Below are 26,700 nucleotides of genomic sequence, written 5' to 3'. Positions count from 1 at the left end.
CTTCAGGAACCACGTTACGGACACCGGAAAGGAGCGCTAAACCTCACCTTCATCTATCACCTGAGCTAACCTGACGCACAAACGGGTGGCTCACTTTTCGATGAAAAGCCCGGCTCAGTTTTCGGCGGAAATCAACAATGCTTCTACCGAATGTAGCTGGATAGCCCGCTAGGGACATCGACTGTCCTTTTGTTGGGTCTGCTCTGGGTCGAAAGCGGACCTCCGCAGAATATAGTCGCCAGCGCTCGCCGGCATCCCCCTGCCCTTCGGGCCAGCTTCGCCGTTCGCGCGCGCTCTTGCGCGTGCGTGGGCAAGCAAAGAAAAGTAGCCCGGCCTCCGGCGGAAGATCGGAAGCACGCGGCGGTGAGCAAGCTGGCGATCACGCGACAACCAGGTGCCGAGGCTCTGGCTGATCAGCCTTCAGCTGGTGAAGAGCGCCTCCGCCCTACGCCGGCATGACGAGTGAAAAGCTGCCTTCGCACGGATGCCGGCCGCCATGCGAACGCCTCAAAGCTCGCACACGCCACTCATGCGAACGACCAAGCACCATTACCCCAAGCGCATTGCCTCCCAGACCATAGTTCCGTATCTTCGAACTTTGGAACAGTCATCCCTCTCCCCCACTACCAAGCACAAAAGAGGTCCCTCCCATGGAATATCGGCACTTGGGCGCATCCGGTTTCAGGGTGCCCGTACTGAGCTTCGGCACCGGCACCTTCGGCGGCAAAGGCGAATTCTTCGGCGCCTGGGGCAACACCGACGTGGCGGAAGCCAAGCGCCTCGTCGACGTCTGCCTCGATGCCGGCCTCACCATGTTCGACAGCGCGGACATCTATTCCGAAGGCGCCGCCGAGTCGGTGCTTGGCGAAGCCATCAAGGGTCGTCGTGACCGCGTGCTTATTTCGACCAAGGCGACCTTCCGCTCCGGCGAAGATCCCAACGATGTGGGTTCCTCGCGCTTCCATCTGCTCAAGGCCTGCGATGCCGCGCTCAAGCGCCTGGGCACCGATTACATCGACCTGTTCCAGCTGCACGGGTTCGACGCCATGACGCCAGTGGAAGAAACGCTGTCGACGCTGGACGATCTCGTACGCGCGGGCAAAATCCGCTACATCGGCGTCTCCAATTTCTCCGGTTGGCACCTGATGAAATCGCTCGCGGTGGCCGACCGCTACGGCTATTCGCGCTACATCGCCAACCAGGCGTACTACTCGCTGATCGGTCGCGATTATGAGTGGGAGCAGATGCCGCTCGGCATCGACCAAGGCGTGGGCGCGGTGGTGTGGAGCCCGCTGGGCTGGGGTCGTCTCACCGGCAAGCTGCGCCGCGGCGAGCCGCTGCCTGCGACCAGCCGCCTGCACAAGACCGGCGACATGGGTCCGCAGATGTCGGACGACTACCTTTATCGCGTGATCGATGCGCTTGACGAGGTCGTCGCGGAAACCGGCAAGAGCGTGCCGCAGGTCGCGCTGAACTGGCTGCTGCAGCGTCCCACGGTGTCGACCGTGGTAATTGGTGCGCGCAACGAGGAGCAGCTGAAGCAGAACCTCGGTTCGGTGGGCTGGAATCTCAGCAAGGAACAGGTGGCCAAGCTCGATGCAGCCAGCGCCGTGACGCCAGCCTATCCGTACTGGCACCAGGCGGGCTTCCAGGAACGCAATCCTTCGCCGGTGTAACGCTTAATGCAAACAGGCGCGCCACGGTGGGCGCGCCTGTTTGCGCGCGTCGATGCAGATGAATCAGTTTGCGTGCAGCGCCGCGTCCACCATCGCCTGCGCTTCCTCCAACAGACGCTGAAGGTGTGCTTCGTCCTTGAAGCTTTCCGCGTAGATCTTGTAGATGTCTTCGGTACCCGACGGCCGCGCTGCGAACCAGCCATTGGCCGACGCCACCTTGATGCCGCCAATCGATGCGCCATTGCCTGGCGCGCGATCCAGCACGGCTTCGATCTTCTCGCCAGCCAGCTGCGTGCTCTTGACCTGATCGGGCGAAAGCTTGGAAAGCCTCGCCTTCTGCTCGGTATTGGCCGGCGCATCGACGCGCTCGGACACCGGCGTACCCAAGGCACGCGTCATCTCGCGATACAGCTCCCCCGGATCCTTGCCCGTACGCGCCGCGATTTCCGCTGACATCAGCGCGGCCGCGATGCCGTCCTTGTCGGTGCTCCATACGCTGCCATCGCGGCGCAGAAAGGATGCGCCCGCGCTTTCCTCGCCGCCAAAACCCAGCGAGCCATCGAACAGTCCATCGACAAACCATTTGAAGCCAACCGGCACTTCGTAGAGCCGGCGACCCAGGCGCTTCGCCACGCGATCGATCAAGCCGGTGCTCACCAGCGTCTTGCCGACGGCGGCATCGCTGCGCCAGTGCGGACGATGGCGGAACAGATAGTCGATCAGCACGGACAGATAATGATTCGGCAACAGCAGGCCGGTGCTGCGCGTCACGATGCCGTGGCGGTCGTGGTCGGTATCGCAGGCAAAGGCGACGTCGTAGCTGTCCTTGAGGCCGATCAGGCGTTGCATGGCGTGCGAGGAGGAAGGATCCATGCGGATCTTGCCGTCCCAGTCCACGCTCATGAAGCGGAAGGTGTGATCGACCGCGTCACTCACTACCGTCAGGTCGATACCATAACGTTCGGCAATCGGCGCCCAGTAGTGCACGCCCGAGCCGCCCAGCGGATCGACGCCCAGATGCACGCCACTGCCGCGTATCGCATCAAAGTCGATGACATTGGCGAGGTCGGTGACATAGGCATCGAGGAAGTCGTGCTGGTGCGTCGTCGACGCGCGCATGGCTTCGGCGAAAGGCACGCGGCGCACATCGCGCAAGCCGCCCTCGATCAGCGCATTCGCACGCTTCTGCACCCAACCGGTGATATCCGTGTCGGCCGGACCGCCGTTGGGCGGGTTGTACTTGAAGCCGCCACCGTCGGGTGGATTATGCGAAGGCGTAACCACGATGCCGTCGGCGAAGCCATGACTGCGTCCGCGGTTATAGGTGAGGATGGCGTGCGAAATGGCCGGCGTCGGCGTGTATTCGCCCCCCTTGGAGATCATGGTCTCCACGCCGTTCGCGGCTAGCACTTCCAGCGCGCTTTCCAAAGCCGGCTGCGACAAGGCGTGCGTATCGATGCCGATGAACAGCGGACCGTCGATGCCCTTGCCCGCACGGTATTCGCAGATGGCCTGGGTGATGGCCAGCACATGCCATTCGTTGAAGCTGCGCTCGAACGAACTGCCGCGATGGCCGGATGTGCCAAAGGCCACGCGCTGGCTGGGCACGCCCACGTCTGGCCGCAGATCGGCGTACGCATCGCGCAAGCGGTTCACGTCCACCAGTTGATTCTCAGGGACCAGCTTGCCGGCCAGCGGGCTGAGGCGGCTCATCGGCGCGTCCCAGCAGTGACGGAACGGGCGAACGGGCACAGGCGGTAGGACATGGTCATGCGAGGGCGCATCCTGGTTCGACAGAAACGAACCATTGACCCTCGCCGCAGCGTCGCGTGTCAAGAGCAAAACTGCCGCAAATGCGGCTGCAGACGTGCATAACGGGTGAAACGATGCGGCGCTGTCGGATGCCGTTCAGCGCAGCTGGCTGTCCTTGCTGCCGCGACGGTTGTAGCCGCTGAAGGCGGCCTCTTCCTGGTCATGCGCCGTCTGACAGTTCACGCACAAGCGTACGCCCGGCACGGCTTTGCGTCGCGCCTCGGGAATGCTTGCATCGCATTCTTCGCAGTGGGTGAGACCAGGGCCGCTCTGCATGCGGCTGCGCGCACGCTTGACCGCGTCGTCCACGGTCGCGTCGATCTGGTCCTGTACGGCGCCATCGCCGGCCCAACCTGTCGCCATTGCTCTTGCCTCCCGGGCCCATCGCGCGCCATCGGCGCCGGCCCTCTACAACGCTACGCAGGCCACAAAGATGGGGTTGTGGGCCACGATCCCAAGCATACGCCGGGCCGGCGTTGTAAGGTCAGTCAGCTATCGTCGAGGAGCGGGTATGCACGCTTACGATCTTGCTGGCTGGAGTTCTCTGCTGTCGGCCGAGGTGGGCGCCGCGGCGGCGCTGACTGGCCTGTTGTTTGTGGCGATCTCGATCAACTTGTCCAGTATCGTGGCCAATCCCATCCTGCCCAGCCGCGCCATCGACGCGCTGTGCAAGCTGTCCAACGTGCTGCTGATTGCTTCGCTGGGTCTGGTGCCGGGTATCTCGGCGCGGCTGTTCGGCTGGGGAGCGTTGGCGATCGGCCTGGTGGCGTGGTTCATTCCCACCTGGAACCAGTTCACGCAACTGCGCGAGGCCACTGCCAACTGGAACTGGCGCGAACACAAGGACTGGATCCTGACCCGCGCACTGATCACGCAGATCGCCACACTACCCTTCCTGGTGATGGCGATCTCGATCGAGCTTGGTACGGGCGGCGGCCTTTACTGGCTGGTGCCAGGCGTCCTGTTTTCTTTCATCGGCGGCATGTTTGGCGCGTGGATTTTGCTGGTGGAGATCCTGCGCTGAGTCAGAACCGCTTGCGCAGGAAATACCGGGCGCCACCCACCGGATGATCGGGAATCTCGCCGAACACGCTATAGCCGAGTTTCTCGTAGAAGCCGCGGGCCTGGAACGCGAACGTATCCAGCCACGCGCCGACGCAGCCGCGCTCGCGGGCGATGTCTTCGGCGCGACGCAGAATCGCCGTGCCAACATCCTGTCCGCGCATGGACTCGGGAATGCCAAGCAGGTCGATGTGCAGCCAGTCGAGCGCTGTCTCGCCCCAAAGCCCACCGACGGTGCGGCCCTGCGCGTCACGCAAGGCGATCACCAGCGGCTGGATATCGAGCGTCGGCACCTTGCTCAGGTTATAGGCACGCAGCGGCGCAGCGATGGCTTCACGATCCGCGGCGTCGGGCGCGTCGATGGAGTGAAGTTCGTAACTCATCGGCGCGTGGCGTCCGGTGCCGCCGACGCCTGCGGGGGTGCGCTCGCTTCATTCATCTCGGCGACGTCATTGACGCCGTCGAAACCACCGCCCAGCGCCTCGATCAAGCGAATCGAAATATCCGCCTGCTGGCTTTCCAGCAAGGCCAGACGCTGTTGCGCGGTGAGCAATTGTTGGCGACTCGTGAGCGGCGTGAGCGGGCCGCGCAGCCCACCCTCATAAGCCTTGATGGCGTCATCCCAGCTCTTCTGCGCATCGTCCGCCGAGCGCCGCTCCAGGACGATCTGCTGGCGCACCGAGGTGAGCGCGGAAACCTGGTCGGATACCTCGTTCAAGGCACTGACCAGCAGGCCGTTGTAACGCGCCACCATGGCGTCGTACTCGGCATCGGCACCGGCCAGATGGGCGCGGCGACGGCCACCATCGAACAGCGGCAGGGTCAGTGCGGGACCGAACACATACTGGCGTGCCTGCAGCGACAGCACATTGGTGCTGCCGCCCACGGCAATCAGGCCGGCCATGGCGCTGACGCTGATGTTGGGCAGGAACTCTTTCTTCGCCGCGGTGACGTCGCGGTTGGCCGCTTCGATTTCCCAGCGCGCCGCAACGAGATCGGCGCGACGTCCGAGTAGATCCACCGGCAATTTGTCCGGCAGCACGGCCGGGCCGCGATCGACCAGATGCGGTCGCTCGATGCTGAGCCCACGATCCGGCCCCTGCCCCAGCAACACCGAGAGAGAGCTGCGCGCCGCATCGATGGCGCGGTCGGCGGCCACCTTCTGCTGCTCGGCGCCGGCGGCCTCCGAGTCGGCCAAGTGCTCCTGCTGCGGTGTGCCCAGGCCGCCGCGCACCAGCTTGCGCGTGATGTCGAGCGAGCGACCGGTGCGATCGCCCTCCGCATCGGCGACATCCTTCTGCGCAAACGCATAGCCGAGCTGGACATAGGCGCGCGCCACATTCACCGACAACTCGATGCGGGCCGCATGCGCTTCGATCTGCGCGGCACGACTGCGACCCAGCGAGGCTTCCCATGCGGCGCGCTTGCCACCCCACAGGTCCAGATCCCACGAGAAATCGGCGGTGAGCGACTTGCTCCAGGCGAAGGTGCCAATCGCGTATTCGGGATAGATCGGGTTCTTCTTCGACAGGTAGGCGCCGATGATCGATGCGTCGAAATTCGACTGTGGCTTGCGCGCCGAGTTGATGCTGTCCGCCACGGCCTGCGCCTGGCGTGCACGCGCCTGCGCCTGCTCGAGGCTGGGATTGTTCTGCAGGGCTTCCTCGATCAAGGCGGTGAGTTGCGGATCGCCATAGGCCACCCACCAATCCTGCGCCGGCCATGCCGTGGGACTGAGCTGCACATCAGCCAGACTGCGCTCGGATTTCAAGCTACCCGGATCGGTCATGTTGCCCGTGGTGTGCAAGCCGCGACTGGTGGTGCAGCCGGCAAGAACCAGACTGAATGCAATGGCGACAGGAAGGGCGAGGGAACGCATGGCGAGGTCATCCGGAAAGTGGAGCGCGGAGCTGTTGGCCATCCGTGAGTCGGTGACCGGCGCGTACGCAACGTGCAAGCGCTTGCACGTACATGCCGATTATATCGCCCCGTCTCAAGCACGCGCAGCGCTACCAGGCAACGATAAGCGCCCAGCCAGGGGCGACTTTTGTCCAATTGCCAGATCGATGGCGCACAGCACGGTGCTTGGCGCCAGGCGCATCGACGCTTACGCTGCACTCCTGTGCTCGACGTTCACGGTCATCGCGAAAGACACGCCCTCCTGCTCGTCATCCCTGCAAAAGCAGGGATCCAGTGACTTTTGCGCCTTGAACGGCAAGGCGCTGGATCCCTGCTTTTGCAGGGATGACGAAGGATGGCGAGTGGTCCGGCGTGATCCCATGCAAGCAACTTGTTCCATCACCCAAGGATCAACACCCATGTCCCACGTGTCCTCCGCCAGCATCGTTTCAACCGATAGCCACTACCTTCATCACATCGACACCGCGCACTTCAAGCTGGATACCGATGAGCCGGTCAAGCTCGGCGGACAAGGCGCTGCCCCAGCGCCGTTCGATTACTACCTGGCCGCCCTCGCCGCCTGCACCGCGATCACCTTGCGCATGTACGCCGAACGCAAGGGCTGGGAGCTGGGCGAATTCCGCGCTGAGCTGCAACTGGATCGCGACGACGAGGGACGCCTGCAGGTGATGCGCACCTTGCACGCTTCCGGCGCGCTCACCGATGAGCAATGGGCTCGCCTGCTGGAAATCGTCGCCAATACCCCGGTGACCAAGGCCATGCGCGAAGGCGTGACCATCGCCAGTCGTCGTGGCGAGGCCGCCTAAGCCCCTGATTCGTCGATCTGATCGTGAAATTGCGTGAACAACATCGCAAGTATTTGCACTGCGTCACAATGCGACACCCTTCACCAGAACATCACCGGCTTTTATGAGAGAGTCCGCGCTGGTGTCACACGGCCGCGCCTGATTGCAGAGTGAAAACGTGGCGCAGCCCAACAGGTGATTCAGGGCGGCAGGACGACCGATACCCGACCTGGATGATGGGGGTGCCGGTGCACGACGATATCGCACCGAGCACATAAACCCTGGCCCACGAGAGCCAGGGGAGTCACGGCAGCCAAGGGGAAGAACAGCATGGGGGAAGCTATCGCGCCACGCGCCTGGGGCCGTCATGTGGCTGTTTGCATGGCGTACGCCGTCAGCTATGCGTTGCTACGCGACGTATCCGTCTCGCACTGGAATCTGCCGGCGGGCCTGCGGGTGGTCTGCCTCCTGCTGTTTCCCTATCGCTATTGGCCCGCGCTGCTCCTCGGCGAAATGATCCCGGTGGATTATCACGCCTGGCATTGCATGAACGATTTTGGCTGGCATTGGTCGGCGCTGGCCGCGGTGCCACCGATCCTCCCCTTGATGGGCGCCGTGGCCTGGGCGCGCCGCCATGCGCGTTTGTTGCTGGGCGCACACCAGATCAACATGCCCATGCTGCTGGGCGTGATCCTTGCCGGCGCCGTGCTGACCGCGATCGGTGATGCGTTGGTGCTGATGGCGGCGGAAGTGCCAGCCGGCGTCCCGCTGCCGCCGCTGGACGTGCAAATCATCTTTGGCTATTTCCTCGGCAACTACCTGGGTGCACTGGCCATCGCGCCCACGGTGATTGCGATCTATCTATGGCAGACGCGCAAGCCGGCCAATCTGCGCGATGCCGAGTTGTGGCGCAGCCGCCTGGTCAAGGACACCTTGATCGGCGTGGTGACGCCGCTGCTGGTGCTGATGGGTCTGGTGTTCAGCAGCCAGGGCGACAGCATGCAGGTATTCCGCATCGCCATGTTCCTGCCAGTGGTCTGGCTCACCTCGCGCCACGGCTGGCAAGGCGCGGCACTGGGCGGCACGCTGGCGAGCTTGACGGTGACCATGACCTCGTCGATCGTGCGCGACCCGGGCGTGATCCAGGCCCAGGCGCTGATCGCGTTCGCCATCACCACGCTGCTTATGCTGGGTTCGCGCATCGCCCATCAGACGCATGCGGAGCAGGCCACGCAGATGGATACCTTGCGCGGCTTTCAGCTTGCGCAGCAAGGCCTTTACCTCGAAGAGCTGCGGCTACGCCAGGCGGCCGACACGCTGGAACATATCGGCGTGACCATCCGCGACAACCACAACCGCCTGCTGGACCGCCTTCGACATGTGCTGCCCACCAGCGAAGAACGCAGCTATGCCAAGCAGGTAGCGCTTGCGCAACACGAAATGCATCGCCTGGCCAATGCGCTTTATCCGCGCGGCTGGCGCGAGCGCGGGGTGCCGGCCACGCTGCGCGAAGGGCCGTTTGCACAGGCCATCCAGATGGCGGGCGCCACTTATCAGTGCGAACTCTCTGGACGCGGACTAAGCCAGCTCGCTCCCGACGTGCATATGGCACTGTATCGGCTGGCCTGCGAAGTGCTGGTCCACGTGCTGTCGCGCGGTCCCATGCAGGATGTGCAGCTGCAGCTGCGCGGCGGACACACGCGCGGCCGACGCTGGGTGGTGATGCGCCTGGTCGGCAGGCGTGGCATGGGCTACGCGACACCTCAAGCGGAGCTCGATGAGGAACCCTGGAAGCAGGCGATGACCCTGCTGGGCGCCAGCGGGCTGGGCATCTCCTCGATTCGCGATCGCACGCATATCTATGGCGGCGATGTGCATCTGCGCGACATCGGATCGAACGTCAGCGTGACCCTGCTCCTGCACGACTCGCTGCGCAGTAGCGCGATCCACCGGAGCGCTTCACGCTAGAAGCGCTCCGGCAGGGTTACCGCAACATCAATTGGCGCGCGAGCTGCATTCCACCGGATCGTGGCAATCGCCGGACGAGGTGGTCGCATTCTTGGTGGAGGCGGGAGCCTGCGGTGCCACCACCGCGTTGCTCGATGGCCCCTGAAGACGCGAGCTGCATTCGACCGGGTCGTGGCAGTCGCCAGCGGCCACAAACGTCGCCGTCGAACCATCAGCCTGCGGCGCGACCAGCACCCTCACGGTGCTGTCCTGATAGACGATGTCGCCCTTGGTGTTGCCGGATGCCGGCAGCGGCTCGTCAGGCGTGGCCACGCGCGCAGCATCGGAGCCCACCGGCAAGGTCAGGAAGCTACCCGACGCCGTGGCGAATGCGGCGCGCACCTTGCCATTGAGATCGTTGATCTGCACATAGCGCACACCATTGCGCTGGAACACATAGACATGCCAATGCGGACTGGCGCTGACGTCGGTGGCGTTCGGCCACGACTGGCCCAGTCCACTGGACGGCACGCTGTTGGCGGCCATCGCGCCCATCGATGTCAACGACATCGCCAAGGCGCCCAAAGCCAACCAACGAAACCGACGGTTCGATGCATGATGCATATGGTTTTCCTCCATGTTGATCCCCTATTCCGAGATGCCGCTGGCATCACTCAAGACCGATCATCACTGGCGCACACCGCTCCGGCGTATCGCCAGCCGGGAGACTCTGCACTAGTCCTCGCACGGGCGGTAAGTGCCGGCAGCGCGCCCAACAGCACGTTTTGGCGCGGTTGGTTGCCGTGCATTCATCGCTTTCACGGATCCGTCACAATCTCCCGCTAGCTTCGCCCGGACACCCTGGCTCATCAGCCGACGACCGCGTCGACGGCGCTGCGAGTGCATGTGACCGCCGATTCCACCACCGGGCTGGCGCAGTTGTTCGAAGAACAACACGACACGCTCAACCGCTACTTCCTCAAGCGCACCGCGCATGCGTGGGATGCGCAGGATCTGGTGCAGGAACTTTACCTGCGCCTGTTGCGCACCGACCGCAGCGGCGGCGAGCTGATCGAGAAGCCCGAGGCGTATCTGTTCACCGTCGCGGCGAACCTGGTCAAGGAACACGCCGCGCGCAAGCAACGCAGCCCCAAAACCGGCGATGAAGTGAACGACGTACTCGAGCGACTGTTCACGCCGTGCAACGCCGCAGCCGACGTGGATCGCGACCTTCGTCGCCAGCGCCTGGCCGCGGTGATCATGCGACTCACGCCCAAGTGTCGCGCCGCACTCGTGATGCATTACCGCGATGAACTGGGCTATCGCGACATTGGTGAACGACTGAACATTTCCACCCACATGGTGAAGAAATACATCGTCAAGGCGCTGGCCGTATGCCGCGTCGGGATGGCGCGCTATGACTGAATTTGCCCGCCACCGCGAAGCGGCCGAGCGTCAGCGCCGCGCCACCGAGGAAGCCGCCAGCTGGTATCTGGATCAGCAGGATGGCTTTGACGAGGCGCAGCAGCAGGCCTTCATGGCGTGGCTGCGCGAGTCGCCGCTGCACGTCACCGAATATCTTGCGATGGCGCACCTGCACGGCGATCTAGGCGCCGCCAGCGCGCTCGACCCCTTGAACGAAGCCCAGCTCTGCGAACTGGCCGCGGATGACGCGGCCGTGGTGTCGCTGCCCGTGCCGCGCCCAACCAGGGCCATGCCTACCGCCCGGCCTCGTCCGCGCTGGACCGCATGGCTCGCTCAGGCAGCAGCCCTGGTCATGCTGGTGGCCACCGGCGCCGCAGCCTGGCGGCAGTCCACGCCACAGGCCTGGGACAGCTACGCCTCGGCCAAGGACGCAGTGCGCAGCACCACCCTGGCCGACGGCACCGACATGCAGCTCGATCGCGACAGCGTGGTGATCGTGAGCATGGATGCCGGCTCTCGTCGCATCAACGTGCTGCGCGGCGGCGCCTTGTTCGACGTGGCGCACGATCCAGCGCGCCCGCTGCGCGTGCGCCTGGGTGCGAACGAGCTGCAGGACATCGGCACGGTGTTCGACGCGCATCACTCCGCCGATGGCGGCCGGGTGACCGTGATCAGCGGCAAGGTCAAGCTGTGGCAGCGCGGTGAGAAGTCGTGGGCGCCGGAAGGTTTTGCGGATCTCCAGTCGCCCCTGGCAGAACTCACCGGAGGCCAGGAAGCGACCATGCATATGGACGGCTCGCTCGACGTGGTCGATCACCACGCCGACCTCGCGCGCAGCACGCGCTGGCTGCCGGCGGACATCCACTTCGAAAGCGCCAGCGTCGCCGAGGTGGCCCGCCGCTTCAATGCGTATAGCAGCCGGCCACTGGTGATCGAAGATGCACGCATCGGCGCGACGCTGATTTCAGGACGGTTCCACGCGCGCGATATGGATTCGTTCGTGGCTTACCTGCAGACCTTGCCCAATGTGCAAGTGATCCGCAGCGTGGACGATGTGCGCGTCGTGCATGCGGTCGCTACTTTGTCGCACGTTCGCGCTGTAAGAAAAAATTCATGAAGAAAACGGTACCCAATGGCTCTGCTCGACACTCGTAGTGAGTCATGCCGCGGCGAGGAGTAACTCCTACCGCTCACATGTCACTCCATCGAAGGTCAGACGCACCATGCGGAAACTGCTTGCTCTCCAGATCGCGCTGCTGCTCGGCAGCACCCTGCCCGTTCACGCCTTCGCACAGGCGCCCACTTCTTCTGTGGCACCGGCGATTGCGCCGATGCCGCTCAACCAGGCGCTCGACCAGTTCTCGCGCAGCACCGGCCTGCAGGTGGTGTACGACCCCGCGGTTGCCGACAGCCTGCGCAGCAGCGGTGCGGCCGCCGGTGCCGATGCGAAACAGCAACTGACGCAACTGCTCAAGGGCACGGGCCTGAGCTATCGCTACGTGACGCCGACCACAGTCACCATCGTGCGGGACCCCAACGCGGGAAAGGCCCTGGCCGCGGACGCTGACGCGTCGCGCGGCCTGCCGCCGATCAACACCAACGATGGCACGCGCGACCTGGCGCCGATCAGCGTGCACGCCAACGCGGTGGATACGCTCGCGCCCAGCGCCGCGCCACTGGATGCGACGCAGCCCACCTCGGTGATCGATGAGCGCTTCATCCGCGACGGTTTGCGCTTCAACGCCAACTTCGACGACATCATCAAGTACGCGCCCAGCGTGACGGTGACGTCGCCGGAAGGCCCGGGCCTGGGCAAGAACGAAGGCATCAGCATCCGCGGCTTCCAGGATGGCCAGTTCAATATCACCTTCGATGGCATCCCCTTTGGCGACGCCAGCGATCTGCATCACACCACCTCGGCCTATTTCAATAACCACGTGCTCGGCCAGGCGGAGATCGATCGCGGCCCGGGCGGTGGTTCCACCATCGGCAACGCCACCTTCGGCGGCACCGTGGGCTTGCGTTCGCGCGATCCCAGCGATGTTCCCGGCATCACGCCCTATCTCACGCTCGGTAGCTGGAATACGCGCGCCGGCGGCGTGAGCGCGGACGAACAACTGGGCGACCACACCAAGCTGTTCGCGGATATATCCAAAGAGTCGAGCGATACCTATCTCAAGGGCACTGACGACAAGCGCGAGCACATCTTCCTCAAGACCATCACCGAGCTCGGCGCGAACACGCTGCTGACCTTCGTGACCAGCTACAACCGCGAGCACCAGAACACCGTGCAGGGCGCGACGAAGCAGGAGATCGATGAGTTCGGCTGGCGCTATGGCCTGACGAACGACCCGACCCTGCAGTCGTACCAGGGCTATAACAACGCGGCCTATTACTCGAGCTTCACCTATGTCGGCATCACCAGCCGCCTCGGCGACTGGGACGTGGACAACAAGGTCTACCTCAACACCTTCGATCACTGGGCGCGCAAGACCAGCGACGCCAGCGACAATGATCCCGCCGACAACGGCGTGACCTTTTACGACGCCAACGGCAAGAAGCTGAAAAAGGTCAACGCCGATGTACCGGGCAAGCTGTCGGACTCGGGCTTTCATGCGTTCGGCGATGTGCTGCGCCTCGCTCGCGACCTTGGTCCCGGCTCGCTGCAGACGGGCGTATGGCTCGAACGCAGCCTGGACGCGCGCTACCAGTACCCAATTGACGAAACGACCGGCCAGCTGACCGGCACCAAGTACGGCCCGACCTACAACTATCTGCTGGACGACCGCACCGACACGGTGCAGCCCTATCTGCAATACGACTGGAACGTCACCGATCGCTTCACGCTGAGCCCCGGCGTGCGTTATTCGGAAGTGACCCGCCAACTCGATGCGCCGCTCAACAAGGTGTCGCCGCCGGTGCCGTCGTATGCCGAAGCCACTTATCACTCCACGCTGCCCTCGCTCAGCGCGCACGAAAAGCTCAGTGACGAATGGAGCGCGTATGCACAGGTGGCGAAGGGCTTTCTCGCCCCGCCCATCGACGTGATCGAAGTGAATGGCTCGCGCAGCCTCAAGCCCGAGCAGACCACCAACTACCAGCTTGGCACCGCCTATGCCACGCGCGAATTCACCTTCGGCGCCGACGTCTACTACATCGACTTCTCCAACTTCCTCGCCACCACCGAAGTGGCCACCTCGAACGGCAACGAGAGTACCTACATCAATGCCGGCGGCGCCATCTACAAGGGTGCGGAAGCGGAAGCGACCTACGCGCTCACGCAGACGCTGAGCCTGTACGGCAATGCCAGCTACAACAAGGCAACCTACAAGAACTCCGATGTGCAGGTCGCAGCCACACCCAAAGTCACCGCCGCACTCGGCCTGCTCTACAGCAGCCCGCTCGGTTACTTTGGTTCGCTGATGGGCAAATTCGCCGGCGAGCAGTACGGCGTCGACAACGTGACCGACAGCAACGGCAATACGGTGTTCCAGAACGACCAGCGCATCGCCGGCTACTTCACCACCGACGCCGCCTTGGGCTATCGCGCTGCGTCCGGTCCGTGGGGCGCCAAGGGTTATTCGGTGAGCGTGGATATCAACAACCTGTTCAACGTGCACAAGATCACCGGCTATGCGGGCACGCAGGCGGTCAGCGGCAATCCGCTGTTCTTCGGGCTGCCGGGCCGCGGCGTGTTCCTCGATCTGTCGGTGAAGCTGTGATGGGCGCGACGCGTACGCTGCTGTTGCGTGCCTGCCTGCTGGGTGCGGCGCTGGCAGGTTTGCCTGCGCTCGCGCAGAGCGAGGAAGTAGCCGCCCGCATCATCGTATTGCGCCACGGCGTGCGTTCGCCCACCAGCTCGCCCGATGAACTGGCGCCTTATGCCAGTCGCCCGTGGACGGCCTGGCCGGTCGCTCCCGGGGTGCTGACCGAGCACGGTGCAAAGGGCATCAGCGCACTCGGCCAACGCATGGCGCGCATGCTGGCCGCCGATGGACTCGGCCACGGCAGCTGCGACGATCCGTGGCTGGTGATCGCCGACAGCACGCCGCGCAACCGCGCCAGCGGCGCCGCGTTGGTGCGGGGACTGCAGCCCGCATGCCAGGCAGGCTATCTCGCACTGGCGCCGGAGCAGAACAACGCGCTGTTCCACTTCGACAAGTCCGGCACGAAGGACGATGACGCGCCAGTCGCGCCATCGCAATGGCCACCGTCCGCACTGGTCGAGCTGCAGTCCGTGTTACTGGGCTGTCGCGGCGATGCCTGCATGCAGGAGGCGAGCAAGCAAGGCCGCAAGCTGCTGCTCGATCCCGCGCACGACGACGACGCGGCACACGCCAAGTCGCTCAAGACTGCAGGCAGCCTCAGCGAAAACCTGATGCTGGAATACGTCCAGGGCTTTGCGCCGTCGCAGGTGGCCTGGGGCAAAGGCGACGCGAACACGATTGGCCACATCATCACGCTGCACAACCTGCAGTTTGCGCTGGCCAAGAAGAGCATGCCCGCCGCGGCGAAGGCTGGCTCCAACCTGCTCGCGCACATCGTGGCGACGCTGCAGCAAGCGGCAGGCGTCAGCAGCAGCGTGGCACCGCTGGCGCCGGCCAAGACGCGCACCATCCTGCTGGTGGGACACGACACCAACCTGGCCAATCTGGCCGGCGTGCTCGGTGTCGACTGGCATGACGCACGCCACCCCGACGACTACCCGCCCGGCGGCGCCCTGGTCTTCGACCTGCTGAAGCAGAAAGATGGCTACGCGCTGCGCGTGTCCAGCTGGATGCCCACGCTGGCAGCGCTGCGCCAGGCGGATTTCCGCAATGAGAACGCCCTCGTCAAGCACACCCTGCCCCTGACGCCCTGCCAGGGACAGGACAGCTGCCCGCTGGTCACCGTCAGCACCTGGCTGAACAGCCGGCTGGATCCGGCATCGATCGATCCGGCGATACCTGCCATGCCGGTCAACCAACCCTGAACGGAAGGCCGCTGCCCAACGGCAGCGGCCTAAACCTTCCCACCTTCGCCGGCATCGGATACTTCCGTATGCGCGCCGCACCGGTCGCGCCGATCTGTCGAGGCAAGGATGAGAATCGCATTGATCGTGCTGTGCTACGTGGCCGTCCTATGGGGCGCGCCTGCGGTCGCCCAACCGGTACCGGGCGACCTGAAGGTCCATTGGGACGCTGGCGCGGCCGATTGCCAGGCCCATCCTCCCCGCCCGCTGCAGGTCCACCGGTACGACGAGCGCACCTACATCCTGCGCGAGAGTCTGTGCCAGACCTATGAAGGCCCCTTCATCTACCTGCTGATCGGCTCATCCCGCGCCCTGCTCATCGATACCGGCGATGTCGCCGATGCCAAGCAGATGCCACTGGCATCGACCGTGCTGGGATTGCTTCCTGTGGTGAACGGCCAGCGGCTACCGCTGCTGATTGTTCATACGCATGGACATTTGGATCACCGCTCCGGCGATGCGCAATTTGCTTCCGCACCTCAGGTGACGATCGTCGGCACGGATCTGCCGCAGGTGACCGCGGGCCTCGGCTTCCACCAGTGGCCCGACGATGTGGCGCACATCGATCTTGGCGGGCGCGTGGTCGACGCCATCCCCACGCCAGGTCACTATCCCTCGCATGTGTCCTACTACGACGCAACGACGGGCCTGGCGTTCACCGGCGACTTCTTCCTGCCCGGGCGGCTGATCATCGACGATCCGGCGGCGGACCGCGCCAGTGCCACGCGCATCAACGACTACCTGCGCGATCGACCGGTGAGCTATGTCCTCGGCGGCCACGTCGAACTGGACTCGCACGGCCAGGTCGAGCCGATGGGATCGACCTGGCATCCGGATGAAGCACCGCTTCCGTTGAGCAAGCAGGAGCTTGCCGGCCTGCCGCAGATATTGGCGTCGTTCAACGGCTTCTACGGGCAGTCCGGCCGCTTCGTGATGTATAGCCAGGCGCGCATGCTGCAGGTGATCAGCGTGGCCGGCATTCTTCTCTTAATCGTCATCGCGCTGTCCTTACGCTGGTGGTTCAAACGTCGACGTCACGCCCGCGCCGGCCACCCCTGAACGCCTTTGCCAGGAGCGCTCCATGCGTCCATCGCTCCCGGCCGTCATGACGGCCATCCAGATCAGTGCGCCCGGCTCGGCGGACGTGCTGAAGCCGCAACAGCTACCGGTGCCTGCGCCCAAGCCCGGTGAAGTGTTGATCCACGTGCGAGCCGCGGGAGTGAATCGCCCCGATGTGCTGCAACGCCAAGGCAATTATCCGATTCCGATCGGCGCCAACCCCCTGCCTGGGCTGGAAGTGGCCGGCATAGTGGCGGCCATGGGCGAAGGCGTCACCACGCATGCCGTGGGCGACGAGGTCTGCGCATTGACCAATGGCGGCGGCTACGCCGAATACTGCGTCGCGCCCGAAGGACAGGTGCTGCCGATACCCCAAGGCGTGTCGATGCTGCAGGCTGCAGCAATTCCGGAAACCTTTTTCACGGTGTGGGCCAATCTCTTTCTGATGGGTCACGCACGGCGCGGCGAGGTGGCGCTGATTCATGGCGGCACCAGCGGCATCGGCACCACCGCACTGATGCTGTGCCGCGAATTCGGCCTGCGCACCTTTGCCACCGCAGGCGGCATCGAGAAATGCGAAGCCATTCGCGAGCTCGGCGGCGAACCGATCAACTACCGGCAGGAATCATTCGTGGAGGTGGTGCTCGCGCGCACCGAGGGACGCGGCGCCGATGTGATTCTGGACATCATGGGCGCCGCCTATTTCGCCGACAACCTGGCCACGCTGGCGCGCGATGGACGATTGTTGCTGATCGGCTTTCTCGGCGGCGGCACCGCCGAGCACGTAAACCTCCATACCATCATGACCAAGCGCGCGGTGGTCACCGGTTCGGCCATGCGTCCTCGATCGGCACAAGAAAAAGCGGCCATCGCCGCCTCGCTGAAGGAACATGTGTGGCCGCTGCTGGCGCAGGGCCGCTGTCTGCCGATGATTCACGCCAGCTACCCGCTCGCGCGTGCGGCCGATGCGCACCGCGAAATGGAAAGCAGCCAGCACATCGGCAAGATCGTGCTGGTGATGTAGGCCTTAGTACGCCGCTATCTCTTGCTGTCCGAGCGGAAGCGGCGTGTGTCCATGGGTCGCTTCCTGCCATTCATCCATCTGGCGACGCGCCTCGCGAATCTGCAGCTCGCCCGTCGGATGCCGGCGCAACTGGGCGCGCAGCAGCTCGATCTCCTGCTGGAGCAACGCATTCTGCTCGATCAGCTCGTCGCAGGCGCGCGATAGCAAGTCGTTGTCGCGATCCCATTCCATAAAGCACCGCATCGTCATGGGGGTGGGATACAGACGTTGCCTCCGAGCCCGTTAATGCGCCGTGAGACTTTGGCTAAGTCCTTTGCGTGGCTTTGACGGGCCTTGGGCGTAGGCTCGCCGCATGACCCACACGCACGCTCAACTTGAGCAAATGTTAGACGCATTGGACGAGTCCGTCCCGCGTCTGGTACGGACCACGCCCGCGCCAGGCGACTTCTGGAACAGCTTCACCAGCCTGGCCCAGGCCATCCAGGACCGTGCCCAGCCTGCCGACCGCGCCTGGGTGTGCGACCGGCTTGACGCCATCCAGGTCAAGCACCACCTGGTTCCGCCTGCCGATCAGATTTAGCCGGTCGCGCGACTCACTGGCAGATCAGCACTGGAGTGTTACAGCAAAGCATCACTTTGTGCGGCACGCTGCCCAGCAGCACGCGCTCCAGGCCTTCGGACCCGCGCGACCTCATCACGATCAGGTCGCAATGGTGTCTGGCCGCGGCCGACACGATGGCCACGTCGGGGCGCAGGTCGAACATGTACTCCGTTTCGCAGGGCACGTTCAGCGCGCTGGCGCGCTTGGCCACTTCATCGAGATAGGTCTGCGCGCGCGTCTTGGCGACTTCGCTATAGCAGCCGCTGTGCTGCAGCAGCTCGGACATGAAGGACACCGTCGACAACGGCGGCATCACATGCACGGCAAATACCTTCGCCTCCAGCTTGGCCGCCAGCTCGATACCCGTTTCCACCGCCTTCAACGCACGCTCGGAACCGTCCACCGGCAGAAGAATGTTCTTGAACATCACCTGGCCTCCCTTGGATTCCGGGTGCCAGTTTAATCCTGTTGCGTTGGCGAGATGTGCAGGCCCAGGCGGGTCACCCGGCTGGCCCGGAACCCACCCTTGTAGGAGCGCACTTGTGCGCGACCAGGACCCGCCTCACCCCTCAAAGACTCATCTTCACATCCGCCACAAACGTCCTCTGCGGAAACGGGTGATACAGGAAGTACTTCTCGTTGGTGAAATTATCGATGCCAAACGACGCCGCCAGATGCTCGTTGATCTGATAGTGGGCGCGCACATCAAATACCGTGAACTTGTCGAACGCGCCAAACACATGCGGCGTGTTGTCGGTGTTGTCCAGCGTGGAGTACTGCTTGCCGCTGTAACGCCCGGCCAGCGTGAACGCCCACTGCGCATCGGGTCGGTACGTCGCCACCGCCGTGGCACGCCAGCGCGGCACATATGGCGCGTGCTTGCCCTCGGACGTAGTGCCCGCCGTGCTGGCAAAACTGTCGTTGGAGAGGACGGTGGAATCGACAAAGGTCACGCTGCCGGAGAGCTCCAGCCCGCGCACCAGCACGTTGTCCTTTTGCGCCACGAACTCGATGCCGCGATTGCGCAACTCGCCAACATTCATCACGTAGCTCACCGGCACGGGCACGTTGGGCAATGTAGAGGTTTGCGAGATCAACGCGTTCTTCGTGTTCTCCTGGAACAGCGACACGCGCAACATGCCCTGCTCGATCGAGTGCTCCACAGCCAGCTCGCCGCTGCGCGCGGTTTCCGGCTTCAAATCGGGGTTGGGCACGCTGAAGGTGGAACCGGTGGACACCAGCTGATACAGCTCGCCCACCGTAGGGAAGCGGATCGCCTTGGCCAGCGAACCGGTGATACGCCAGTTGTCTGCCACATTCCATTGCAGTGTGGCCTTGGGCGAGAAACCGTCCGCTTTTTCCACCGGCTGCTGCACCGCCGTCTTGCCGCTGAAGTTGTAGCCGTCGCTCGCTTTCCACCATTCGTAGCGACCGCCCAGCGTGAGCATCCAGTCCGACGCAAAGCACCATTGATCCTGTAGCCACAGCGCCTGCGCCTGCGTCTTGCCGCGGCCCGTCGAGTACAGCGTGGTCAGGCTGCCCGGGTCCTGCCAGTTGCTCAGGTTGGTGGTGGGATTGTTCAATTCGTACTGATCGGCATGCGCGCCGATCGACACTTCGTGCGCGCCGCCATAGCCCTGCGGACGCCAGATGCCTGTGGCATCGGCCGTCGACCACTGCGTGCCACCATAACTCGCCAGCCGCCCGTTGGTGGTCACGCCGGTGCCGCTGGTGACGCCTGCCGGCTGCCACTGGTTGTCCTTGAGGAAGGCGTAATGCGTGGCAACGAACGAGGCGTCGTAGTCGCCCTTGGTATCGGACTTCAGCGACAGGCCCTGCATCAGATGATGCGCGCTGAGCTGATAGATATTGCTGGCAAATCCCGCGACCTTGCCATAGGTCGGATCGCCCGCGCCGTCCGTCAAATAGGTGTCCGTGTTCGACTGGCCGTGATTGCTCCAGTAGCCCACCAGATAGCTCAGCTTCCACTGCGGCGTGAGGTCGTAGGTCAGCTCGCCGTTGAGATCGAGCATGCGCGTATGCAGCAGGCCACCCGCACCGTAGACGTTCGCCACCTGCCCCATCTTGTTCAGGGCGGGAATGGTGCCGCTGGTGCCGGCCGGGGTATTGCCGCCGGTGATGATAGACAGCGGCTGGCTGAAGCTGTTGGTCGCGCTCGCGCCAAAGAACCAGCCGAGCTTGCCGCTATGCCCGCCCGCCGTGAGGCTGGTCTGGCTGGTGCTGAAGTTGTCGTGCGTGCCATACAGGTCGAACGACTGCACCGCCTCGGTCTGCTTGATGGTGACTTCGGTCTTCTCCGGCATGCGCGTGACGATATGCATCACGCCGCCCATCGAATTGCCCGCGTACGCCGCCGAGTACGGCCCGTACATCATGTCGATGTGATCGATCGCCTCCGGCGAGGTCATGCCCCAGCGCGGCGCGCCAATCGTATTGTTGTTGGCGATCAGCGCCGAGATCGGAATATCGTCGATATAGACCAGGGTGCGTGCACTGGAATTGAGGCCCCAGGTACGCGTGGCCAACACCGGCTGGGTATCGCCGTAATTGCGCTTGCGGATAAAAATGCTCGGCAGATATTTCGCGGCATCCTCCACATCCACCGCATTGATGGTGGCTTCCACGCGCTCGGCCGGCACCGAGGCCAGCGTGGCGGGAAAGCCCGGCGCGGCGAGCTTCTGCGTAGCGGCGGTGACCTTCACCGGCCCAAGGCTGGTGACGTCAGATTCCGGAATCGGCGCATCCGGCTGATTGCTGGGGCCGCTTTGCGCCCAGGCGATGGATGAAGCAAGCAGCGTGAGCGGCAATCCAAGAGCCGCTTCGCGCAGGAAAGAAAAGCGCATGACAAGACATCCGTTATGGCCAGCGCCGCGAGGCGACGCATGGCTGGGGCGCGGGCAAGCACGAGGACGCAGGCACGTGCACGCGATCCCGCGCGCCTACGCACCATCCCCTGTGTTTGCCGTCGATAGCGGTGGGCGCGCCAGACCGGCGCCCACCATCAAGCCGTCATCCCAGCTGGATGGACGGCGGTCCCCGCGGATGTGCGCTGAGCACGGGCTGCGCATGCCAGGTGACGCTGGAACGCGCGACAGGCGCAACCGCCGGCAGCGGTGCGGCAAGCAGGAGTGCAACCACCGCGCCCGATAGCAGCGGCGTATGGGCCAGCATCGTGCAGTAGGCGCAGTGGTCCAGATGCTGGGCCGGGTCGCCCGGCATCTCCGGCATGCCAGGCATGCTGGCCATATGAACCATGCCAGGCATGTCTGCCATGCCGGACATATCGTCCATGCCCGGCATCGACGCGTGGTCCATGCCGGCGACGTGCCCCGCATGGGCAGCCATATCCTGCGACACCAGTGCGGGAAGCACACGGGATACCGTGGGCGCAGCCGCCAGCAGCCACATGGCGGCGACTGCCAACCATGCCACTAACCGCCGTGATGTCCTGCGCCGAATCAAACTGCTTCCCAACCCTTGAGTAGGCTCCAGAGATGATCGCATTTCGCGACGCCCATGGCACGCGAAACATGCTGCGGCGTGGCGTCACGCCACGCCGCGCTTTCGATCCATACCCGTACCCGGGTGCGTTTTATTCCCGGCCGCGTGGGGCCTACATGCCAACAGACTCCCCCGACCTCGCGCCCTGCCGTCGCAATCCCGCGCCGCGTCATTTCCCCCGGCGCGCGCCTCGGCAGCGAACTTCGCCATGTATCACCCATATCAAGCACGCGTGTGCGATGAAGGCCGACAGCCTGCCGTAAACCGCTTTGTTATGTTGCTATACGCCGCTACGCGTGGTGCCTGATGGGTAGGCGCGAGCGGCCACGGCAGACCTGCCGCGAGTAACGCGGGCCGCATGGGCTGCCACCCATGACGACCCGCTCACCATCAACAACTAACGCAGGAAGTTGATCATGGCTGCGCCGGATCATACGGCACTCATCCGCCGGTTCTTTGCCATGGATGGCACCCTTACCGCCCCTTCCTCAAGCCCGCGCAGCGCGGGCCTGTGGGAGTTCACCGAGCGCCCGCTTACCTCGCGAGACGGCGTCGCGAAGGTGGCGGACACCCTCGCCAACTTCCTTGCCGATAGTGATGCCTGCCTGCACGCGCAACACCTGGGATGGCCTACGGAGCCCAGCCGATGGCCTTTTACCGCGGTCTACGCCGATGGCATCGGTGCGGCGGTCCACGATCTGCGCCCATGCACCGAGTTGCTCGAGCGCTTGCCGAAGTGAACGCATCACACGTCCACTGAGCTTCCCCGCGGCGCACCGGACGCATCGGTCAACCGATCGCCACCGGATTGTCGCTGACAGTAACCCCCGATATTCACCGACACGCATGGCTGTAGTCGCCTAGCCAACCTGCCGTCGTGTCCGACAGGAAAACTCTTATGTGCCTTACCCAACTAGACCCACGCCTGGATGTAGATCCCGACACGCCGCTACGCCGTCCCGGCGACGTACTGCTGCACGACTACATGCTGCCACGCGACCTCAGTGCCGCCCAACTCGGCCGCCGCACCGGCGTGCGGGCCAGCCATCTCAAGGGCATCACCCTCGGCACGCGACGCATCACGCCAGAAATCGCCCTGCGACTGGCCTGCGCCCTCGAACCCACTGCGTTCTACTGGATGGCCTTGCAGTGGCGTTTCGATCTGGAAAAAACCCAGCAACTGCTGACCTCGCGGCGTGCCAGCCCCAGGCACACTAGCGATTAAGCTTCACGCCTTGGTTTTGGCGGCTTTCTTCACGGCCTTCTTGGCCGCTGTCCTGGCTACCTTCTTGCTCGTGGTCTTGCCAGCTTTGGCGGCCGATTTTGCAGCCGCCTTGCGCGGTGCCGGCGCAGGCTTTTTCGCCTTGGCCTGGTTATAGGCAATGGCCGCTTTCACCAGCTTCTTCAGGGCCGTCTTGTTGACCTTGTCGCCCTCGAGCAGATCGATGGCCCGCCAGGTGCTTCCGCCCAGGCCGTTGTTGAACAGTTGATCGGGGTCGTCAAGTTTCGCGCCGTGCGAGAAGGTGACTTTCACCTTCTCCTTGTGCGCATTGGCCACCGCGATGACGCCGTCGCGATACCAGGTGGGGCTGCCCATCCACTTCCACTCCTCCACGATCTCCTTGTCGGCATCGAGAAAGGCCTTGCGCACGTCGGCCAGTGTTTTGCCACGCCAATCCGTGATGCCTTCGATCAATGCGTCGATGCGTTCCGATGGATTCATGGGGGCCTCCCGCTCATGCTTGGATGGGCTGCGCTTCAGACAAGCTGCTGGATACGAATCATATTGCCGGCAGGATCGCGCACCGCGCAGTCGCGCACGCCATACGGCTGATCGGTTGGTTCCTGCACGATATCCGCATCGCTTGCCTGCAGTTTCTCGAACGTGCTGGCCAGATCCTTGGTGGCCAGCAGGATGATGCCGAAGGTGCCCTTGGCCATCATCTCGGCAATGGTACGGCGCTCGTCGTCCGTGATGCCGGGACTGGCCTCCGGCGGGTACAGCACCACGTTGATGCCCGGTTGCCCTGCCGGCCCGACCGTGATCCAGCGCTTGCCGCCGTAGCCCACGTCGTTGCGCACCTCAAAACCCAGCGTGTCGCGATAAAAAGCCAGGGCGGCATCCGGATCGTTCTGCGGCAGAAAGCTCGAGTGTATGGAGATATCCATGGCGTTCCTCTCAGTGGTGGTGAAGTCCATGGCCTCAGTCTAGATCGGGCTCACCCGCCGATACTTCTCGATTCCTGATCGGCCGCGTCACCTGCCTGGCCACGCACGACGGCATACCTGCGGTGGCCTGTGATTGCTGCCTCTTATAGACACCGGGCGACATGCCCACCAATTCGGTGAATCGCGTGGTGAACGTACCCAGCGACGCGCAACCCACTGTGAAGCAAATGTCAGTAACGCTCAGATCCCCACGCCGTAACAAGGCCATCGCGCGCTCGATGCGCCGCGTCATCAGATACGCATAAGGCGACTCGCCATAGGCCGCGCGAAACTGGCGGCTCAGATGGCCGGCAGACATCTGCACGCCACGAGCCAACGCCTCGACGTCCAACGGCTCCGCGTATTCCCGATCGATGCGATCGCGGACGCGGCGCAGGCGGGCCAGGTCATTGAGGTTGGTGGGAGCGGTGGTCACTCTGGAATCGTGGCACGGCGGGATGGGAGGCTCAAGCCGGGCCATTTTTCCGAGAACATGGACGAAGACCCCGCTACGACGGGACGCCGCGCGGGCACCGCGTTCACAGGGCAACATCAGCGCCCAAAAAAACGCGGGGCGAGCCCATAGGCTCAACCCCGCGCAGGTCTGACCAGTGCTTGTCCTAAGCTATCAGGGCAGCGTCAAGTGAATCGGATTCGCCTTCATCGATGCGGACAGCGAGGGAAACGGATCGACGCCTGACATGGTCTTCACGTCGTCCAACGAAACCACGGCGCAGGTGTAGTTGGTGACGTTGGTGCACAGAAATGCAGCCGCACCCACACCCGGCTCGTACACCGCCTTCCACGTATAGGCCGGCACCGCCACCGCGTCTTTGCCGATGGTCGGGATCGAATCCGTGTCGAACGCCGGACCCGTCACCACGTACACCTCACCCAACTGGGTGGCGAGATTGCGCACGGAGTCCTCGATCTTCTCCCACTCACCTGCATTCAACACGTGCAGCTGCGGGACCACGTTTGCCATCGAGAACGTTTCGTCTTCCGACGGGATCGTCGACGGATCACCCGCCGGCGACATATGCCCGCGGTCGTAACCGCTGTTCGTATAGTCCGACGACTGCGAGCGATCCGCCACGGGAATGCCCGTTTCCTGATGCCAGGAACCATCACGGCTGATCGAGTCGGCACCGGCGATCTGTGCTGCCGTCAAATGTTCCGCCGAATACAACGGACCCTTGGTCACGCCCGACGCAAACAACACGTACTCCGTATGACAGACCTCCGTCGTACGGCTCAACAGCGACGCATCCAGCGCAGGCGCCTTGCCGGCGACAAAGAAATTCGGACAAGCCGTACCGGCGAGCGAAGCGCCGGAAACGAAGAAGCAGGCTGCAAACAGCCAAGAGCCAACGCGTGTCATGTTGTTCCCCGTAGATGAGTGACCCGGGGAACCTAGACATGGCTTATGTCAGGCGCGTGACCTTACCGCTCGTGAAGCAGGTCTTAGCTGATTCTTGTGAACCGGGTCATGTTCAACGAAGCAGCTGCTCCGCTGCTGATGCCGGCGCCGAAGCTGACTCCGTTCTTGGTCGCTATCGCCATAGCGCCATCGCCACCACCGATCCTGCATTCACCATGTTGTGCACTATTAGTGCAGGCCAAAGGCTCCGAGTCGATAAACGAATGCACATCAAAATGCATCCACCCATTCCCGCAAGACCGAACGCTTGCCAACTAAAAGCAAACTGCTGGTCCACGTAACGCAGTCCGTGCATCAACATGAAGCTCATCGTTGGAATGGAGAATACCAAGGCGGTGTTGAGGGCTTTCTGCCACTTTTCGGTCGCGTCTGCCCGGCGCAGCAGCGCTGGCATGGCACCACGAAAAAGAAGCTCTTCATCGGTACCTGACAGCAGCAACATGAATGCAAACGCGCCTAGAGAGAAATCTTGTCTCGGCGCGTAACAATGCGCCAGGAACCAGGTGATACCCGCCATCGCGAAAAAAAGGCCCACCGTCAGGCCGATGCTGTTCGGTTGCGAAGACCTGAAGCCCATATCACGCCACGGCGCGTAGCCTTGGCATAGCCAAATGAACAATAAAGTTCCAACCAGGGATGCCAGCTTCCCGGCCCAAAGGCCCATCGGACTCTGAAAATGTCCTCCGATAAATATCCCCAGAAACAGACTTCCGGTTTGCGCGGCCATGCCTAGAAAGACGAGTGCGAGCGAACCGTAGCTCGGCATCACACCGCCAACGAGGCGCCGCAACACGGCGAGGATCAGAAAACCGGCGATGGCAACCACTAGCGATGGGAGAACAAAGGGCGGCACGGAGTTGATGCTCAAACGCCCCGACAACCGAACAATGCGCCAATGGAGTAAACGACCGCAGCCAGACCGACGGCGGTTGATGCAACCACGGAAGTCCAATACGTTCGCGGTTCCTTCGAGCGCCTCACCGGGCGATAGAAGCTCAGTGCCCATCCGGTCTTGACGTCCATGGCCGTAAAACCCAACACGGCACTCCCGATCAGCAAATATCCCCACTCTCGGGAATACACTCCCGCGCCATGGCGACTCAGATAGAGAGCCGCGATAGCAATCGCGCCGAACAGGAGCGTGCGCCCAGTTGGATAGCCCTGCCAATCATCATCGTGTGACTGGTCAACCATCGCACTCTCCCTT

General features: G+C 63.6%; 27 protein-coding genes. 13 read left to right on the top strand and 14 right to left on the bottom strand.

Features of this window, described 5'->3' with window-relative positions:
* The first annotated feature begins 650 nt into the window (after positions 1 to 650).
* Positions 651 to 1,676, top strand: coding sequence for an aldo/keto reductase (locus tag AC1DMY_RS06630; protein WP_477164160.1), 1,026 nt, complete (start codon positions 651 to 653; stop codon positions 1,674 to 1,676).
* Positions 1,677 to 1,739: 63 nt separating this feature from the next.
* On the opposite strand, the gene pgm is transcribed toward AC1DMY_RS06630, so the two are convergent.
* Entirely contained in the window at positions 1,740 to 3,389 is a 1,650-nt protein-coding gene (pgm, locus tag AC1DMY_RS06625) for a phosphoglucomutase (alpha-D-glucose-1,6-bisphosphate-dependent) (RefSeq protein WP_477164159.1), read from the bottom strand.
* A 195-nt stretch (positions 3,390 to 3,584) separates the two neighbouring features.
* Entirely contained in the window at positions 3,585 to 3,851 is a 267-nt protein-coding gene (locus AC1DMY_RS06620) for a DksA/TraR family C4-type zinc finger protein (protein WP_477164158.1), read from the bottom strand.
* 148 nt (positions 3,852 to 3,999) lie between these two features.
* Here AC1DMY_RS06620 and AC1DMY_RS06615 point away from each other — a divergent pair, with 148 nt between their 5' ends.
* Positions 4,000 to 4,512, top strand: a complete 513-nt coding sequence (locus AC1DMY_RS06615; protein ID WP_477164157.1) for a hypothetical protein — start codon at positions 4,000 to 4,002, stop codon at positions 4,510 to 4,512.
* A gap of 1 nt (position 4,513) precedes the next feature.
* Here AC1DMY_RS06615 and AC1DMY_RS06610 read toward each other — a convergent pair whose 3' ends face one another.
* On the bottom strand, positions 4,514 to 4,933 hold the full coding sequence (locus AC1DMY_RS06610; protein WP_477164156.1) for a GNAT family N-acetyltransferase: 420 nt from the start codon (positions 4,931 to 4,933) through the stop codon (positions 4,514 to 4,516).
* A complete protein-coding gene (locus tag AC1DMY_RS06605; protein WP_477164155.1) occupies positions 4,930 to 6,429 on the bottom strand; it encodes an efflux transporter outer membrane subunit in 1,500 nt (499 codons plus the stop codon). The genes AC1DMY_RS06610 and AC1DMY_RS06605 overlap by 4 nt, the downstream gene beginning before the upstream one ends.
* 448 nt (positions 6,430 to 6,877) lie before the next feature.
* On the opposite strand from AC1DMY_RS06605, the gene AC1DMY_RS06600 reads away from it, so the two are divergent.
* Positions 6,878 to 7,276, top strand: a complete 399-nt coding sequence (locus AC1DMY_RS06600; protein ID WP_477164203.1) for an OsmC family protein — start codon at positions 6,878 to 6,880, stop codon at positions 7,274 to 7,276.
* A gap of 309 nt (positions 7,277 to 7,585) precedes the next feature.
* On the top strand, positions 7,586 to 9,223 hold the full coding sequence (locus tag AC1DMY_RS06595) for an MASE1 domain-containing protein (RefSeq protein ID WP_477164154.1): 1,638 nt from the start codon (positions 7,586 to 7,588) through the stop codon (positions 9,221 to 9,223).
* Positions 9,224 to 9,250: 27 nt separating this feature from the next.
* On the opposite strand, the gene AC1DMY_RS06590 is transcribed toward AC1DMY_RS06595, so the two are convergent.
* Positions 9,251 to 9,772 (bottom strand): hypothetical protein, encoded by a 522-nt coding sequence (locus tag AC1DMY_RS06590; RefSeq protein WP_477164153.1) that lies wholly within the window; start codon positions 9,770 to 9,772, stop codon positions 9,251 to 9,253.
* A 336-nt stretch (positions 9,773 to 10,108) separates the two neighbouring features.
* Between AC1DMY_RS06590 and AC1DMY_RS06585 the strand changes: the two genes are divergently transcribed.
* From AC1DMY_RS06585 to AC1DMY_RS06560, 6 genes are all read left to right on the top strand, one after another.
* Positions 10,109 to 10,627: an RNA polymerase sigma factor gene (locus AC1DMY_RS06585; protein ID WP_477164152.1), complete on the top strand. Its 519-nt coding sequence runs from the start codon at positions 10,109 to 10,111 to the stop codon at positions 10,625 to 10,627.
* Positions 10,620 to 11,744 (top strand): FecR family protein, encoded by a 1,125-nt coding sequence (locus tag AC1DMY_RS06580; protein ID WP_477164151.1) that lies wholly within the window; start codon positions 10,620 to 10,622, stop codon positions 11,742 to 11,744. The genes AC1DMY_RS06585 and AC1DMY_RS06580 overlap by 8 nt, the downstream gene beginning before the upstream one ends.
* A 106-nt stretch (positions 11,745 to 11,850) precedes the next feature.
* Positions 11,851 to 14,349, top strand: coding sequence for a TonB-dependent receptor (locus AC1DMY_RS06575; RefSeq protein ID WP_477164150.1), 2,499 nt, complete (start codon positions 11,851 to 11,853; stop codon positions 14,347 to 14,349).
* Positions 14,349 to 15,599 carry a histidine-type phosphatase gene (locus AC1DMY_RS06570; RefSeq protein WP_477164149.1) on the top strand — a complete coding sequence of 417 codons (1,251 nt, stop codon included), beginning with the start codon at positions 14,349 to 14,351 and terminating at the stop codon, positions 15,597 to 15,599. The genes AC1DMY_RS06575 and AC1DMY_RS06570 overlap by 1 nt, the downstream gene beginning before the upstream one ends.
* A gap of 108 nt (positions 15,600 to 15,707) precedes the next feature.
* Positions 15,708 to 16,697 (top strand): MBL fold metallo-hydrolase, encoded by a 990-nt coding sequence (locus AC1DMY_RS06565; protein WP_477164148.1) that lies wholly within the window; start codon positions 15,708 to 15,710, stop codon positions 16,695 to 16,697.
* A gap of 22 nt (positions 16,698 to 16,719) precedes the next feature.
* Positions 16,720 to 17,721 carry an NAD(P)H-quinone oxidoreductase gene (locus AC1DMY_RS06560; protein ID WP_477164147.1) on the top strand — a complete coding sequence of 334 codons (1,002 nt, stop codon included), beginning with the start codon at positions 16,720 to 16,722 and terminating at the stop codon, positions 17,719 to 17,721.
* Positions 17,722 to 17,724: 3 nt separating this feature from the next.
* On the opposite strand, the gene AC1DMY_RS06555 is transcribed toward AC1DMY_RS06560, so the two are convergent.
* Positions 17,725 to 17,952, bottom strand: a complete 228-nt coding sequence (locus AC1DMY_RS06555; protein ID WP_441611232.1) for a hypothetical protein — start codon at positions 17,950 to 17,952, stop codon at positions 17,725 to 17,727.
* A 163-nt stretch (positions 17,953 to 18,115) separates the two neighbouring features.
* On the opposite strand from AC1DMY_RS06555, the gene AC1DMY_RS06550 reads away from it, so the two are divergent.
* On the top strand, positions 18,116 to 18,301 hold the full coding sequence (locus AC1DMY_RS06550) for a hypothetical protein (protein ID WP_477164146.1): 186 nt from the start codon (positions 18,116 to 18,118) through the stop codon (positions 18,299 to 18,301).
* Between the two features lie 13 nt (positions 18,302 to 18,314).
* Here the strand turns inward: AC1DMY_RS06550 and AC1DMY_RS06545 are convergent, their stop codons facing one another.
* The 3 genes from AC1DMY_RS06545 to AC1DMY_RS06535 form a co-directional block, all read right to left on the bottom strand.
* Positions 18,315 to 18,749, bottom strand: coding sequence for a universal stress protein (locus AC1DMY_RS06545; RefSeq protein WP_477164145.1), 435 nt, complete (start codon positions 18,747 to 18,749; stop codon positions 18,315 to 18,317).
* A 142-nt stretch (positions 18,750 to 18,891) separates the two neighbouring features.
* A complete protein-coding gene (locus tag AC1DMY_RS06540) occupies positions 18,892 to 21,186 on the bottom strand; it encodes a TonB-dependent receptor (protein WP_477164144.1) in 2,295 nt (764 codons plus the stop codon).
* A gap of 166 nt (positions 21,187 to 21,352) precedes the next feature.
* Complete coding sequence (locus AC1DMY_RS06535) at positions 21,353 to 21,847, bottom strand: DUF2946 family protein (RefSeq protein ID WP_477164143.1); 495 nt, start codon at positions 21,845 to 21,847, stop codon at positions 21,353 to 21,355.
* A 413-nt stretch (positions 21,848 to 22,260) separates the two neighbouring features.
* Between AC1DMY_RS06535 and AC1DMY_RS06530 the strand changes: the two genes are divergently transcribed.
* Complete coding sequence (locus AC1DMY_RS06530; protein WP_477164142.1) at positions 22,261 to 22,584, top strand: hypothetical protein; 324 nt, start codon at positions 22,261 to 22,263, stop codon at positions 22,582 to 22,584.
* Positions 22,585 to 22,742: 158 nt separating this feature from the next.
* Positions 22,743 to 23,069: a HigA family addiction module antitoxin gene (locus tag AC1DMY_RS06525; protein ID WP_477164141.1), complete on the top strand. Its 327-nt coding sequence runs from the start codon at positions 22,743 to 22,745 to the stop codon at positions 23,067 to 23,069.
* A gap of 3 nt (positions 23,070 to 23,072) precedes the next feature.
* Here AC1DMY_RS06525 and AC1DMY_RS06520 read toward each other — a convergent pair whose 3' ends face one another.
* The 5 genes from AC1DMY_RS06520 to AC1DMY_RS06500 all read right to left on the bottom strand — a co-directional run bounded on the left by AC1DMY_RS06520 (position 23,073) and on the right by AC1DMY_RS06500 (position 26,499).
* Positions 23,073 to 23,567, bottom strand: a complete 495-nt coding sequence (locus AC1DMY_RS06520) for a DUF1801 domain-containing protein (RefSeq protein ID WP_477164140.1) — start codon at positions 23,565 to 23,567, stop codon at positions 23,073 to 23,075.
* 35 nt (positions 23,568 to 23,602) lie between these two features.
* Positions 23,603 to 24,013 (bottom strand): VOC family protein, encoded by a 411-nt coding sequence (locus AC1DMY_RS06515; RefSeq protein ID WP_477164139.1) that lies wholly within the window; start codon positions 24,011 to 24,013, stop codon positions 23,603 to 23,605.
* 34 nt (positions 24,014 to 24,047) lie between these two features.
* A complete protein-coding gene (locus tag AC1DMY_RS06510) occupies positions 24,048 to 24,488 on the bottom strand; it encodes a helix-turn-helix transcriptional regulator (RefSeq protein ID WP_477164138.1) in 441 nt (146 codons plus the stop codon).
* Between the two features lie 192 nt (positions 24,489 to 24,680).
* Positions 24,681 to 25,433: a DNA/RNA non-specific endonuclease gene (locus AC1DMY_RS06505; protein WP_477164137.1), complete on the bottom strand. Its 753-nt coding sequence runs from the start codon at positions 25,431 to 25,433 to the stop codon at positions 24,681 to 24,683.
* A gap of 172 nt (positions 25,434 to 25,605) precedes the next feature.
* A complete protein-coding gene (locus AC1DMY_RS06500; protein WP_477164136.1) occupies positions 25,606 to 26,499 on the bottom strand; it encodes a CPBP family intramembrane glutamic endopeptidase in 894 nt (297 codons plus the stop codon).
* Between the last annotated feature and the right edge of the window lie 201 nt (positions 26,500 to 26,700).

This window comes from Dyella sp. 01L423 (assembly GCF_056399945.1).
The sequence above is the reverse complement of the archived record's forward strand: the minus strand, read 5'-3'. Positions and strand labels throughout refer to the sequence as shown.